We start from the raw sequence: 14,075 nt of genomic DNA, 5'->3' as shown, positions 1-14,075 counted from the left end.
GGCCGCAGGTCAGACGTCGATCTTCGACCGGTCGAGCGTCGTGGCCGAGTTGGTGATGAACTCCTTGCGCGGGGCCACCTCGTTGCCCATCAGGAGGTCGAAGGCGCGTTCGGCGGCCTCGATGTCGCTGATGTTGATGCGGCGCAGGGTGCGGTGGCGGGGGTCCATCGTGGTTTCGGCCAGCTGGTTGGCGTCCATCTCGCCGAGGCCCTTGTAGCGCTGGATGCTGTCCTTGTAGCGGACGTTGCGGCGCTGGAGGTCGAGCAGGGTCTGGCGGAGTTCGTTGTCGGAGTAGGTGTAGAGGTACTTGTCCTGGCCCTTCTTGGGCTGGACGAGTTCGATGCGGTGCAGCGGCGGGACGGCGGAGAAGACGCGGCCCTCCTCGACCATGGGGCGCATGTAGCGCTGGAAGAGGGTCAGCAGCAGGCAGCGGATGTGGGCGCCGTCGACGTCGGCGTCGGCGAGGAAGATCACCTTGCCGTAGCGCGCCTGGTCGATGTCGAAGGTGCGGCCGGAGCCGGCTCCTATGACCTGGATGATCGCGCCGCACTCGGCGTTCTTGAGCATGTCGGAGACCGACGACTTCTGCGTGTTGAGGATCTTGCCGCGGATCGGCAGCAGCGCCTGGAACTCGGAGTTGCGCGCGAGCTTGGCCGTGCCGAGGGCCGAGTCGCCCTCGACGATGAACAGTTCGCTGCGGTCGACGTCGTCGCTGCGGCAGTCGGCGAGCTTGGCCGGCAGGGAGGACGTCTCCAGCGCCGTCTTCCTGCGCTGGGCCTCCTTGTGCTGGCGGGCCGCGATACGCGTCCTGGCGGCCGCCACGGCCTTCTCCAGGACGGCACGGGCCTGGGCCTTGGCGTCGCGCTTGGTGGAGGTCAGGAACTCCTTCAGCTCCTTCGCCACGACATTGGCCACGATCCGGTTGGCGGCGGAGGTGCCGAGCACCTCCTTGGTCTGGCCCTCGAACTGCGGCTCGGCGAGCCGGACGGTGACGACCGCCGTGAGGCCCTCCATGGCGTCGTCCTTGACGATGTCGTCCTCGGCGACGCGCAGCAGCTTGGTGGCGCGCAGCACTTCGTTCACCGTCTTGGCCACCGAGCGCTCGAAGCCGGTGACGTGGGTGCCGCCCTTGGGCGTGGCGATGATGTTGACGAAGGACCGGAGCGTGGTGTCGTATCCGGTGCCCCAGCGCAGCGCGATGTCGACGCCCAGTTCCCGGGTGACCTCGGTGGGTGTCATGTGGCCGCGGTCGTCGAGGACCGGGACGGTCTCCTTGAACGTGCCGCTGCCGGTGAGCCGCAGGACGTCGCAGATGGGCTTGTCGGGGGCCAGGAACTCGCAGAACTCGCTGATGCCGCCGTCGAAGTGGAAGATCTCCTCGACCGGCTTCTCCGACTCGATGCCGCGTTCGTCGCGGACCACGATCGTCAGGCCGGGCACCAGGAAGGCCGTCTGCCGGGCGCGCTGGTACAGCGTCTCCAGCGACAGCTTGGCGTCCTTGAGGAAGATCTGCCGGTCCGGCCAGTAGCGGACGCGGGTGCCGGTCCGGGTGCGCGGGATCTTCTTGGTCTTCGCCAGGCCGCTCGCGGGCTCGAACTTCGCGTCCGGCCCGGCGCCGGCGAAGGAGCCGGGGACGCCGCGCCGGAAGCTGATGGCGTGGGTGCTGCCGCTGCGGTCGACCTCGACATCGAGCCGGGCCGAGAGCGCGTTGACGACGGAGGCGCCGACGCCGTGCAGGCCGCCGGAGGCCGCGTAGGAGCCGCCGCCGAACTTTCCGCCCGCGTGCAGCTTGGTCATGACGACCTCGACGCCCGACAGGCCCGTCTTGGGCTCGACGTCGACGGGGATCCCGCGGCCGTTGTCGCGGACCTCGATGGAGCCGTCGGCCGCGAGGACGACCTCGATGCTGTCGCAGTGGCCGCCGAGGGCCTCGTCGACGGAGTTGTCGATGATCTCCCAGACGCAGTGCATCAGACCGCGGCTGTCGGTGGACCCGATGTACATGCCGGGACGCTTGCGTACCGCTTCGAGACCTTCGAGAACGAGCAGGTGCCGCGCTGTGTAGTTGGAGCCGTCGCGATCTGCGCCCGTCAGCAGCGCGGTGGACGGCACGGATGTTTCGGCGGTCACGCGGGCAACTCCTCGATCAGGTGTGGCCTGAATCTCTTCGGCCGTGTCGGTGAGAGGGTACCGAGGTCGGGGAGGGCAACTGCGCCGCGACCCGGGTATCCCGGCCTTCATCGTAGCCCTGCTCGCTCACGCGTTCGATAACCCGCACGAGTGATACACATGTCACGTTCCCAAAGAGGCATGAACCATTTAGGCTCCGGGCACGTCCTCACCAACACCCCGGCAAGCCGGTCGGGGCGAGTGTGGATCAGTACGACAAAAGCCCCATACGCGACATCCGACGCAACTGACTCCTATTCGCCGCCAATCGGTAACACCCAGTCACTCCGAGGCCCGTTTTCGAGGAAAAGCCGTCAGCGGGAACGTTTTCGGGCTGGTTGGATGTTGACCCTGGTACGACAGCTCGTCGAGCTAGAGAAGAGGCGACGTGACTACTGTTCTGACCCCCGCGAGTCCGCTGACTGCGGCAGACCGCTGCGACCGTTGCGGCGCTCAGGCCTACCTGCGTGTCGTTCTCACCAGCGGCGGAGAGCTGCTCTTCTGCGCACACCACGGACGCAAGTTCGAGCCGGAACTCAAGAAGATCGCTGCGGAAATACAGGACGAGACGGGGCGGCTCACCGACACCCCGGCCTCGGCGGGAGATGACGAGCGCTGACACATCGCACCACGCGACGAGCTCGGCCCCGCGGGCGGACGGACCCCTTCAGGGGGTGTCCGCCCGCGGGCTTTCCCCCGTCGGCGGGCCGACCTCACATGTGCTGGGCCACCAGCCCGGACACCGCCGAGACGCGGGTGTAGACACCCGGGTAGTCGGCCTCCGCACAGCCCGTCCCCCACGACACGAGCCCGATCAGCCGGCCCGCCGCCACGAGCGGCCCGCCGCTGTCGCCCTGGCACGCGTCCTTGCCCCCGCCGGACACCCCCGCGCACACCATGGAGTCGCGCAGGTACGTGCCGTCCTCGTCACCGGGGTAGGCCTTCTCGCACACCGAATCGGCCAGTACGTCCACCGTGGCCATCCGTAGCGCCTGCGGATACGTTCCCTGCCCCGTGGTGTCACCCCACCCGTAGACCTCGGCCTGCGTGCCCGGCGCGTACGGCGCGGTGTCCGACGGTTGGGCCATCGGGATCACGGCGCCGCCCGGCAGGGCCTGGGAGAGCGTGATCACCGCGACGTCCCCGGCATTGGTGGAGGCGTCGAAATCGGGATTGACCCATACGTCGGCCAGCGGCATCTCCTGCCCGTCCGACCCGCTCAGATCCGTCCGCCCGGCGATGACCCGAAGGTCCGGCAGCTTGCGCCAGTCCGTGACGCCGAGCGCCTCCTGCCCGAAGCAGTGAGCCGCGGTGACGACCGTGTGCGGCCCCACCGCCACGCCGCCGCAGAACTGCCCCGATCTGGCGGAGCCGAAACGCTCACGGCTGGCGAGCGCCACCACCCACGGCTCGTCGTCGGTCGATGTCGGCACACCGCCGACCACTACTCCGTTGGCGGCGGCCGGAGCCGTCGGCACCGCCAGGGGAAGGGCGAACGCCGGCAGCAGAGCCGCCGCGGCTATGGCCGTACGGCGGCGGCCACGGCGGCCGCGGTGACGCAGGCAGGTGGGAACGGGGAGATGCATACGGCCTCCTGACCCTATGAACCACTCTGAGCACCCAGAGTCATCGATAGGGCCGGAGGCCGCATCCGCAGACCGACGACGCGCGCAGTGCCGCGCGCCCCGGCCGGGCCGTCCGGGAGGACGGCCGCGGGAGGATCAGTCGAGGTAGTCCCGCAGCACCTGGGAGCGCGACGGGTGGCGCAGCTTGGACATCGTCTTCGACTCGATCTGCCGGATCCGCTCGCGCGTGACGCCGTAGACCTTGCCGATCTCGTCCAGCGTCTTCGGCTGGCCGTCGGTCAGGCCGAAGCGCATGGAGACCACGCCCGCCTCCCGCTCGGACAGCGTGTCGAGGACCGAGTGCAGCTGCTCCTGCAGAAGCGTGAAGCTGACCGCGTCGGCGGGGACGACCGCCTCGGAGTCCTCGATGAGGTCACCGAACTCGCTGTCGCCGTCCTCGCCGAGCGGGGTGTGCAGCGAGATGGGCTCGCGGCCGTACTTCTGGACCTCGATGACCTTCTCGGGGGTCATGTCGAGTTCCTTGGCCAGCTCCTCCGGGGTGGGCTCGCGGCCCAGGTCCTGGAGCATCTGGCGCTGCACCCGGGCGAGCTTGTTGATGACCTCGACCATGTGCACCGGGATACGGATGGTGCGGGCCTGGTCGGCCATCGCGCGGGTGATCGCCTGGCGGATCCACCAGGTGGCGTACGTGGAGAACTTGAAGCCCTTGGTGTAGTCGAACTTCTCGACCGCACGGATCAGGCCCAGGTTGCCCTCCTGGATCAGGTCCAGGAAGAGCATGCCGCGGCCGGTGTAGCGCTTGGCCAGCGAGACGACGAGCCGGAGGTTGGCCTCCAGCAGGTGGTTCTTGGCCCAGCGCCCGTCCTCGGCGATGATCTCCAGCTCGCGCTTGAGCTTGGGGGCGAGCTTGTCGGCCGCCGCCAGCTTGTCCTCGGCGAACAGACCCGCCTCGATGCGCTTGGCCAGCTCCACCTCCTGCTCGGCGTTGAGCAGCGGGACCTTGCCGATCTGCTTGAGGTAGTCCTTGACCGGGTCGGCGGTGGCGCCAGCCACCGCGACCTGCTGCGCGGGCGCGTCGTCCTCGTCGTCGTCGGAGAGCACGAAGCTCTCGGACTCCGTCTTCTCCGCCTCCTCGTCGCCCTTGCCGGGCGCGACGTCCTCCAGCGGCTCGTCCACCTCGACGACGTCGTCCTCGCCCGGACCGGCGGCGGACTTCTTGGCTGCCGCCGTCTTCTTCGCGGGCGCCTTCTTGGCCGCCGTCTTCTTCACGGCGGCCTTCTTCGCCGGCGCCTTCCTGGCTGCTGAGTTCTCCGCCTCCACCGATGGCTCCACCGTGGTCTCGGCCTCGGCGACCGGCTCGGGAGCCGGCGCCTTGGGCGCTACGGTCTTCTTGGCAGGGGCCGCCTTGGCGGCGACCGTCTTGGTGGCAGTACGTTTCGCCGGGCTCTTGGCTGCGACGCTCTTGCGGGTGCGCTTGGGCGCCTCGGCGGCACTCACCATCAGCGTCACACCCTCCTCGTCGAGGACCTGGTTGAGGCTGCGCAGAACGTTCTTCCACTGGGTTGCCGGAATCTGGTCCGCTTCGAACGCCCGACGCACGTCGTCGCCTGCGATCTGCCCCTGGGCCTTACCCTGCTCGATGAGCGCCATCAGAGACTCGGACTCGGCGATCTCGGACGGGAGCGTACGGGATGTGCTGGCCGACACGAACAACCTCTCGGAACGATGGGAACGACTCGGTGGAACCGTACGGCGACTCAGCGTCGGATTCGATGCCGAATATTCCTCGTACGGCCGCCACCTCTTAAGTCATCGCACTGCCTCGCCTGGCGTTACGCCCAGCTTACGTGGCCCGAGTCACACCCCAAATTGTGCAGATCAGCGGCAAAGTCGGACATGTGACGCGCACGAACCGCCGCCGGCCCCGGTCACACGGGGCCCGCGGCGGCCGGCCGGGCGGTCAGTGCTCTCGGGGGGCCGGGACGACGTGGTCGGCGGCGGCCGAGGACTGCTCCGTGGAACCGGAGAGCAGCTGGCGCATCGCCGCCTCGGCGGTACCGCCGTCGCCCTCCGCGAGCGCCTCGACGATCCGGTGGTGCAGCCCCACCGAGGCGTCGCCCGGACGCTCACAGCCGGTGACCGGGCCGCCGGAGACCTGGAGGGCCGCCAGGACGATCCCGGACAGGTGCTCCAGCATGCGGTTGCCGGCGACGGTCAGCAGCAGCCCGTGGAACTCCACGTCCGCGCGCGTGAAGGTGAGCGCGTCTCCCTGGGCCGCCGCGTGGGCCATGATCTCGGCCATGTCGGCGAGCCGCTGCTGGACGTCCTCGCGCCCGTGCCCGGCGGCGAGCCGGGCGGCGAGCGGTTCGATCGTCGAGCGCAGGTCGAGCAGCTCGCGGCGCTGCTCCTCACGGTGCGGGCCGAAGGCGCGCCATTCGATGATGTCGGGGTCGAGCAGATTCCAGTCGCTGACGGGGCGGACCCGGGTGCCGACGTTCGGCCGGGCGCTGACCAGGCCCTTGGCCTCCAGCACCCGCAGCGATTCACGGACCACGGTGCGGGAGACCTCGAAGCGCTGGCCGATCTCCTCGGGCACCAGCGGGCGGTCGGCACCGAGGTCGCCGGACACGATCATCTGTCCGAGCTGCTGGACGAGTTGGCCGTGCAGCCCGCGGCCGCGGCTGCCGCCGGTGCGGCGGCCCACCCGGCCCACGTCCGGATCCATGCCCTCCCAGGATGTGATCCCGCCTCCTGGGCGGTCGCCGGCGGGAGAATCGGCATACGAGTAGCGGTCCAGCTCGCCCGAGCCGGCGATGCCGGAGTCAGCGGAACGAGCCGCGGTCATCATGGTGTGCGCAAGGGTACTCACGCATCCTTTGTCGGCGATGCCGCAGCAGGCCTTGAGGGCTTTGCTGAAAAGCACACGAAAGGGTGAGCGCTCATCACCTGATAATTGACGCTTTATCGGGACGAATCAGGCCTCCTCGCGGTCGACGCGCACAGCCGCGGTGGAGCGCACGGGAGTTGACCCGCGCCCGCGCCGGCGCACCCGCAACGCCCCTGCCAGATAGGCGATGACCAGGCACGACAGTGACAACACCAGTGCCACGGCGAGCGGTTGGGCCGCCGAGCGCAACGCCGCGAGTGCCGCCCGGTCGTCGGTACGCGGCGCCCCCGTGGCCACCGACCACAGCGCCGCGGCCGCGTCACGGAACTGCGCTCCCGTCCGCCCGCCGAGTACGTACCGGAGTCCGGGCGCCACCAGCAGCGGTACGGAGAGCACCGCTGAGAGCCCGAGCGCCGTGGTGCGGAACGCGCACGCCGCCAGCACCCCCGTCCACGCGCAGGCCGTGCACAGCGCGGCCCAGCCCGCCGTGGTGGCCGACAGCGCCAGCGGATCGGGCACCGCGGCGGGCCCGAGTGCCAGACGCAGCACGGCGGTGTCCGCGAGCGCCGCCAGCAGGGCGAGCAGCAGCGCGAGGACCCCGCTGACCGCGAGCTTGGCGGCGAGCAGCCGGGGCGCGCGGGGCTCCGGGCCGAAGCCGGGCGTCAGCGCCGGGAAGGCGAACTCCTGCCCGTACGACAGCGCCCCCAGCGCCGCCGCCCCCAGCGCCGCGGCGGGCAGCGGCAGATCCGCGGGCCATCCCGACAGCAGCCGCAGCGCCGGGGTGTGCGCCGCTCCCCCGCGCGCGACGACCAGCGCCCCGAGCACGGACCCGGCGACCGCGACCGCCGCCACCGGCCAGGAGGTGCGCAGCCCGAAGCACCGGCGCAGCTCGTACCGCAACGGCTGCAGCGGACCGTGCGGCGTGCGCAGGGGCGCGGGGCGTGACCGGGGAACGGACCTGCGGCGCACGGGGCGTTCACCCGCGGCCGGGTCCGGGAGCGGTTCCCGGCCGTCCGTCTCGCCGCCGGCCGGGCGGTCGGCGAGCTGGTGCAGCAGGATGCCGTGCCGGTGGGCGGTCTCGCCGACGGCGGCGGACGTCGCGCCGTAGACGGCGATACGGCTGCCGCCCGCGGCGACCACCTCGGCGCCGTCCTCGGCGAGCAGGCCGGCCAGCCGCTGGGCGTAGGGCGAGCGCACGGCGACGTGCGGGCGCAGCCGGGTGCCGGCGAAGCTGTCCGCCGGCTCGTCGGCGGTGATCCGGCCGCCGTCCAGCACGACGATCCGGTCCGCCGTCCTGGCGAGCGCTCCGGGGTCGCGGCCGGTGAGCAGCACCGCCCCGCCCGCGGCGGCGTGGCGGCGCACCAGTGCGTGCACCCAGGCCGCCTCGCGCGGCGGCAAGTCCCGCGCCGGGTCGTCGACGACGAGGGCGTGCGGGTCGGGCAGCAGCGCGACGGCGAAGGCGAGGCGGCGGTCCATGCCGAGCGAGTACGTGCCGAGCTTCCGGTCCGCCATGGCGCCGAGTCCGACGGTTTCCAGCAGGTCGTCGGCGCGGGAGACGGGCAGGCCGTGGGCGGCGCAGAGCATCCGCAGGTGTCCGCGGGCGGTGCGGCGGGGGTGTCCGGGCACGTCTCCGAGGACGGCGCCGACGGCCCGTTCGGGACGGGCCAGGTCGCGCAGCGGGCAGCCGTCGACGAGCGTGGCGCCCTTGCCGGACTGCACACCGAGCAGCAGGCGGACGGCGGTGGTCTTCCCGGACCGGGCCGGGCCGAGCAGGCCGGTGACCTCGCCGGGCCGGATGTCGAAGGTGAGGTCGGCGACGGCGGGCGGGGTGTTGCGCCTTGGTGTGCTGGTCAGTCCGATGGCCTGGATCACCCCAGCACCATAACGCCAGAATTGGTGCAATATGCCCGATATGTGACCGACGTCCGCGGGGGAATTACACCTCGGGCCGGAGCATCGGCGGATTGAGCAGGGTGGCTCCGCCCGCCCGGAACAGCTGTGCGGGGCGGCCGCCCTGACGCGTCGTCGTCCCGCCCGTCGGCACCAGGAAGCCCACCGTCCCGGTCACCTTGCGGTGGAAGTTGCGCGGGTCGAGCGCCACCCCCCACACCGCCTCGTACACCCGGCGCAGCTCTCCGACCGTGAACTCCGCCGGGCAGAAAGCCGTGGCCAGCGAGGAGTACTCGATCTTCGACCTCGCCCGCTCCACCCCGTCGGCCAGGATCCGCGCATGGTCGAAGGCCAGCGGCGGCGCTTCGGCGGCGTGCTCCTGGCCGTCCTCGCCGAGCAGCGTGCCGACCGGCGCCCAGCGGGCACTGCGCGCGTCACCGCCCGCCCGCGGCGCGGGCAGGTCGGGTGCGAGCACCAGATGGGCGACGCTGACCACCCGCATCCGCGGGTCGCGCTGCGGATCGCCGTAGGTGGCGAGTTGCTCCAGGTGCGCGCCGCTCTGTGCCCGAAGGCCCGTCTCCTCGGCCAGTTCCCTGGCCGCGGCCTGGGACAGGTCCTCGTCCTGCCGGACGAAGCCGCCGGGCAGCGCCCACCTCCCCTGGAAGGGAGGCTCGCCGCGGCGCACCGACAGCGCGCACAGGGCATGGTGCCGCACCGTGAGCACGACCAGATCGACGGTCACGGCGAAGGGCGGGAAGGCCGACGGGTCGTAGGGCGACATGGTGGTGATCTTAGTCGTCTGCCTGACGATAATCAGCCGGATCGACACCTTGCGCGATCACGTCGTGAGCCGCGTCGGCCCCGTCACGCACCGAGTCGCAGCCCTGGCGCCGCCTCCTCGACCATCGCCGTCCCCTGCCTGCCGATCCGCACCGCGAAGGGCGCCCCGGCGACCTGCATCCCGCCCACCCTGACCGCACCGGCGGGCGTGCGGGCCAGCGGCCGCAGCGCGACGGAGCCCCCCGGCACATCGGGCCGTACGCCCGCCAGTGCGGCCAGCAGGTGCACCGCGCCGCCCGCCGCGAGCGCCGCGGGCCTGCACGCCATGGGGTGCGGGCACGGCGCCCGGCCGCCCGCGCGCTGCTCCCCGGCGTACATCTCGGGCAGCCGCATCCCGAACGCCGCGGCCGCGTCGAGCACCCCGGTGAGCAGCGCGGCCGCCGCGTCGTCGTACCCGGCGGCCGCCAGCCCGGCCACGGCGACCGCGGTCTCATGCACGCGCACGGCGCCGCCGCGGTGTCCGAACGGGCTGAACCCCGGGGCCCCGGCTGCCAGCGTGCGCAGCCCCCAGCCGCTGTCCAGGCCCGGCGCGGCCAGCACCCGTGCGAGCCGGGCGGTGGCCTCCGCGTCCAGCAGTCCGGGCGCCGCGGACCCGCCTGGGCCCAGCCCCGTGTCCAGCAGGTGCGCCAGCGCCGAGGAAGGCACGTCCAGCACGCCGCCCTCCGCCGTGCACGCCACCGCGATACGGCCGCCCGCGGACTCCGCCGCCCGGAACCGCCGCCGGAACTCCGTCCGCAACCGCGCGGCCCGCTCCCGCCATCTGTCTCCGCCCGGTCTTCCGAAGGCCTCCAGCAGGTCGGCGCCGTGCAGAGCGGCCCGGTGCACGTACGCCTGGACCTCGGCCCGCAGCGGGCCGCCGGGCACGGGATCGGCGACCAGCCCGCCGGCCCCGGCCGCCGACACGCTCCGCTCCAGCCAGGCCAGGCAGCGCTCGGCCGCCGGCAGCAGCGCCTCCACCTCCCGGGACGGCAACCCCCACCGCCAGGCCTCCGCCAGCACGGTGACGAACAGCGGTACGGCCTCCGCCGCACAGGACAGCGGTGGCAGTCCGGGCCCCGCGTCGCGCGGTGGTCCGGCGATGCCCCCGCCCCGCGGGTCCTGGGCCCGCGCGAGCGTGCGCAGCGTGCCGGCTGCGAGCCTGGTGCCGAAGGGGAGCAGCATCCGTGCCGCCCACAGCGCGTCGGGGGGCGTCCCCGCGAGCCGCCAGGGTGCTCCGGCCGCGAGGTGCAGGTCCGCGGGGTGGGCAGGGTCCCGCAGCAGCAGATTCTGCAGGTCGTCGAGGGACGTGCGCAGCAGGGCGCCCGCCCGTGCGTCGTCCGCCTCCAGCCGGGCGGTGGGCCAGAGGGCCGGGGGACGTGCCGGGGGCGGTGTGCGGCCCAGCGCTCCCGGCATCGGGGCGGGTCCGGTCCGCAGCTCGATCGTCCGCGCTTCCCCGGCCGGCAGTTCGAGCCGCCACACCAGCGCGCCCGCCGCAGCGAAGACCTCGTCCGGTGCGGGGCGGGCCGTCGTCAGCACCGCGCGCTCACCGTCCGTCCAGCGCAGCCCCGCTCCGCTGACGGTGCAGGACACCCCGCTCCCCGTTCGTCCCGCCGCCACGGCGGCGAGCGGCGCGAGGTCGGTGCCGAGGAGGATCTCGACCGGCAGCCGTACCGCCCGGGTGCCGGTGTTCGCGACCGTGATCCGCTCCTCTCCCCCGGCCGACCGCACCCGCTCGACCGTGACGGCGGGGTCGGGCCCGTGGCCGGCGCCGCTTCCCGCGACCGCGACGAAGCGGGCCCGGTCGGCGGCCAACATCACGGCCTGCACCGCGACCGGTTCCGCGCCCGCCACCGTCAGCAGGCACCGGGCGAGCAGCCGCCGTCCGTCGCGGTAGAGGCCGGCGACACCGTCGCCCCGCAACTGGCCGTCGCGGTCCGACACGGCCAGGGCCGGGGCGGCCACGCAGACCAGCGTGTCGTGGACGGCCGCCGTCCGGCGCCCGGCCCGGGGCGGTGCCGGGCGCGGCGGTGCGCTCACCGATGCCCGCCGGTCCGCGCGGGGCGCCGCCGCGCGGCGGTTGCCCCGTCCGCTCCCGGATGCTGCTTCGGCTGCTGCGGTGAGTGCTGCACGCCTGGTGAACGGTGCGCCGACCGCCCAGGTCACGGGCCGCATAGCGTTCCTGGACGAAAGGCGCCGCGTATGCTTCGCCGCTCCCGCTCCCGACCGCAGAAACGAGGCAGCATGCCCGTCCTCCGCCAGCCCGGCATCGTCGTCACCGACCATGTCCTTCCCGTACCGCTCGACCATGCCGAGCCGGGCGGCGAGCAGATCGAGGTCTTCGCCCGGGAAGTGGTGGCGGCAGGGAAGAACCCGGAGCGGCTGCCCTGGCTGGTCTTCCTGCAGGGCGGACCGGGCAACCGCAGCCCGCGGCCGCTGGGCCGGGACGGCTGGCTCTCGCGGGCTCTCGACGACTACCGGGTGCTGCTGCTCGACCAGCGCGGGACCGGCCGCTCGACACCCGCCAACCGCCAGACTCTGCCGCTGCGCGGTGACGCGGCGGCCCAGGCAGACTATCTGGCCCATTTCCGGGCCGACTCCATCGTCAGGGACTGCGAGATCCTGCGCCGCCACCTCCTCGGTGACGACGGCCGATGGAGCGTGCTCGGCCAGAGCTTCGGCGGCTTCTGCGCCGTCACCTACCTCTCCTTCGCGCCCGAGGCGCTGCGCGAGGTGCTGATCACCGGTGGGCTGCCCGGCCTGCGGGTGACGGCCGACGACGTCTACCGCGCCGCGTACCCGCGCGTCCGGAGCAAGAACGCCGCCCACTACGCGCGGTATCCCGAGGACGTCGCCAGGGTCCGGGACATCGTCCGCCATCTGTGCGAGCACTCCGTGGCGCTCCCGGACGGCGGGCTGCTCACCCCACACGCCTTCCAGGCGCTCGGGCTGATGCTCGGCTCCGGGAGCGGCTCGCACACGCTGCACTACTTGATCGAGGACGCCTTTGTCACCGGACCTGCCGGACCCGTCCTCTCCGACTCCTTCCTCGCCCAGGCCCAGGGCCATCTCTCCTTCGCGGGCGCCCCTCTCTACGCGCTGCTCCACGAGCCGAGCTACGGGCAGCGCTCGGTCTCCCCGGAGGGAACCCGGTGGGCGGCCGAGCGTGTCAGGTCCGAATTCCCCGAGTTCGACGCCGAGGCAGCGCTGAAGAACGACGCGCCGGTGCTCTTCTCCGGCGAGACGATCCACCCGTGGATGTTCGAGACCGACCCGGCGCTCGCACCACTGCGCGAGACGGCGGAACTGCTGGCGCAGCGCGGCCAGTGGCCAGACCTGTACGACCCGGCGCGGCTCGCGCACAACGACGTGCCGGTCGTCGCGGCCGTCTACCACGACGACATGTACGTCGACACCGTGGACTCGCTGGCGACCGCCCGGTCGATCCGGGGGCTGCGTACCTGGATCACCGACGAATACGAGCACGACGGTCTCCGGGTGAGCGACGGCCGGGTCCTCGACCGGCTGGTCCGGATGGTCCGCGGCGAGCGGTAGCCGCTTCCACGACCCTGCGGCGCCGGGTGCCGCGCAGCGCCCGGCGCACCACTTCGGGGTCGAGTCCCTGGCTGACGGCGTGTTGGAGCAGAAGGGCGAAGGAGCAGTGCGGCTCCAGCTCCAGCGCCGTGCACAGCGCGACCCGGGCCTCCGCCTCGTCCCCCGAGCACCAGGCCACCCACCCGGTCAGGGCGAGCAGGACCGCGGCGTGCTCTGCGTACGGCCCGGGGCAGCGGCGGGCCAGTGCGCGCCAGAGCCTGAGCGCCGCGCCCGCCCGCTGGGGGTCGGCCCATTCCACGACGCGGTCGCGGGCCTCCCGGTCCTGGAGCCCGAGGATCATCTCCGCGGCCTGGCCGTCGGCGAGCAGTGCGTCGTCCCTGGTGTCGGCCGCCGCGTTGTCGGCGATCGGGGGCGCCTCGGCGAAGGCGTCGAGAGCGGCGCGTGCCAGTTCGACCGTGCGGTCGGCGACGGACCGGCCCGCGGCCCTGTCGAGCATGCGCGGCACGAGTTCGGCGCAGGCCTGGTCGAGCGCGGCCTCGTGGGAGGCGGCCCGGTGTTCGCTCGGCCTGAGCCGGGCCTCCAGGTCCCGCAGCGAGGCCGGCATCGGGATACCGGCGTAGGCGGCGGCTGCGGCGATAGCTGACGTGCCGGGCCGGGCGAGGGGCGCCCCTTCGTCCACGGCTCCCGGATCTGCGTCCGGCCCCGGCCGGCAGTAGGACCACCAGCGTCCGGCGGAAAGGCACATCGCCTCGACCACCGGCACGTCCAGCGCCCCGCAGGAGACCCGCAGTTGCTGGGCCACCGGCCGCAGCCGCTCCTTCACCTCCGACGGGCGCTCGCCCTCGCGCGGATCCTGGCAGAGGAAGGCGACGATCGCGGCCGGCCGCCCGGCGCGCCGCAGGCTGCCATCCACCAGGCAGTCGGCCAGGTGCCTGGCGACCTCCGGCCACTCCGCGAAATCCTGCGGTGTGCGGGGCAGGGCGATCCGCACCCGGCCGCCGAAGCGTCCCTCTTCTCCGTGCAGGGCCAGCAGGACGATGGAGTCCGTCGGGTGGTACCCCATGAGGAAGGGCAGCGCGTCGGCCAGCTCCCCCGGCCCGCTCAGGACGACCTTGATGCCGTCGACCGATGATGACTCTCCGTGGCGTACTTCGTTGCTCTGTGTCATGATC

10 protein-coding genes are annotated in these 14,075 nt (G+C 72.7%); 2 read left to right on the top strand and 8 right to left on the bottom strand.

The window, feature by feature from the left end:
- Window positions 1-9: 9 nt before the first annotated feature.
- Window positions 10-2,130: a DNA gyrase/topoisomerase IV subunit B gene (locus tag ACWERV_RS19565; RefSeq protein ID WP_398177817.1), complete on the bottom strand. Its 2,121-nt coding sequence runs from the start codon at window positions 2,128-2,130 to the stop codon at window positions 10-12.
- 427 nt (window positions 2,131-2,557) lie between these two features.
- Between ACWERV_RS19565 and ACWERV_RS19560 the strand changes: the two genes are divergently transcribed.
- Window positions 2,558-2,788, top strand: coding sequence for a DUF7455 domain-containing protein (locus ACWERV_RS19560; RefSeq protein WP_452934523.1), 231 nt, complete (start codon window positions 2,558-2,560; stop codon window positions 2,786-2,788).
- Window positions 2,789-2,882: 94 nt separating this feature from the next.
- Here ACWERV_RS19560 and ACWERV_RS19555 read toward each other — a convergent pair whose 3' ends face one another.
- From ACWERV_RS19555 to ACWERV_RS19530, 6 genes are all read right to left on the bottom strand, one after another.
- Complete coding sequence (locus ACWERV_RS19555; protein WP_452934520.1) at window positions 2,883-3,755, bottom strand: S1 family serine peptidase; 873 nt, start codon at window positions 3,753-3,755, stop codon at window positions 2,883-2,885.
- Between the two features lie 135 nt (window positions 3,756-3,890).
- Window positions 3,891-5,462: an RNA polymerase sigma factor gene (locus ACWERV_RS19550; RefSeq protein ID WP_398177809.1), complete on the bottom strand. Its 1,572-nt coding sequence runs from the start codon at window positions 5,460-5,462 to the stop codon at window positions 3,891-3,893.
- Between the two features lie 253 nt (window positions 5,463-5,715).
- Complete coding sequence (locus ACWERV_RS19545) at window positions 5,716-6,624, bottom strand: FadR/GntR family transcriptional regulator (RefSeq protein ID WP_398177807.1); 909 nt, start codon at window positions 6,622-6,624, stop codon at window positions 5,716-5,718.
- A 105-nt stretch (window positions 6,625-6,729) separates the two neighbouring features.
- Complete coding sequence (locus tag ACWERV_RS19540) at window positions 6,730-8,514, bottom strand: ATP-binding cassette domain-containing protein (protein WP_452934517.1); 1,785 nt, start codon at window positions 8,512-8,514, stop codon at window positions 6,730-6,732.
- A 64-nt stretch (window positions 8,515-8,578) separates the two neighbouring features.
- Window positions 8,579-9,313 carry an NUDIX hydrolase gene (locus ACWERV_RS19535; protein WP_398177801.1) on the bottom strand — a complete coding sequence of 245 codons (735 nt, stop codon included), beginning with the start codon at window positions 9,311-9,313 and terminating at the stop codon, window positions 8,579-8,581.
- 83 nt (window positions 9,314-9,396) lie between these two features.
- Window positions 9,397-11,313, bottom strand: a complete 1,917-nt coding sequence (locus tag ACWERV_RS19530) for an amylo-alpha-1,6-glucosidase (protein WP_452934514.1) — start codon at window positions 11,311-11,313, stop codon at window positions 9,397-9,399.
- Window positions 11,314-11,592: 279 nt separating this feature from the next.
- Between ACWERV_RS19530 and ACWERV_RS19525 the strand changes: the two genes are divergently transcribed.
- Window positions 11,593-12,903 (top strand): alpha/beta fold hydrolase, encoded by a 1,311-nt coding sequence (locus tag ACWERV_RS19525; protein ID WP_452934511.1) that lies wholly within the window; start codon window positions 11,593-11,595, stop codon window positions 12,901-12,903.
- Here ACWERV_RS19525 and ACWERV_RS19520 read toward each other — a convergent pair.
- On the bottom strand, window positions 12,815-14,071 hold the full coding sequence (locus ACWERV_RS19520) for a DUF4192 domain-containing protein (RefSeq protein ID WP_452934508.1): 1,257 nt from the start codon (window positions 14,069-14,071) through the stop codon (window positions 12,815-12,817). The two genes, ACWERV_RS19525 and ACWERV_RS19520, sit on opposite strands and share 89 nt — an antisense overlap.
- Between the last annotated feature and the right edge of the window lie 4 nt (window positions 14,072-14,075).

This window comes from Streptomyces sp. NPDC004031 (assembly GCF_053604375.1).
Note: the sequence above shows the minus strand (reverse complement) of the source record. Positions and strands in the feature narration are given on the sequence as shown.

Coding starts and splice junctions, on each gene's coding strand:
- ACWERV_RS19520 (WP_452934508.1), bottom strand. CDS start 14,071: ATGACACAGAGCAACGAAGTACGCCACGGAGAGTCATCATCGGTCGAC.
- ACWERV_RS19525 (WP_452934511.1), top strand. CDS start 11,593: ATGCCCGTCCTCCGCCAGCCCGGCATCGTCGTCACCGACCATGTCCTT.
- ACWERV_RS19535 (WP_398177801.1), bottom strand. CDS start 9,313: ATGTCGCCCTACGACCCGTCGGCCTTCCCGCCCTTCGCCGTGACCGTC.
- ACWERV_RS19555 (WP_452934520.1), bottom strand. CDS start 3,755: ATGCATCTCCCCGTTCCCACCTGCCTGCGTCACCGCGGCCGCCGTGGC.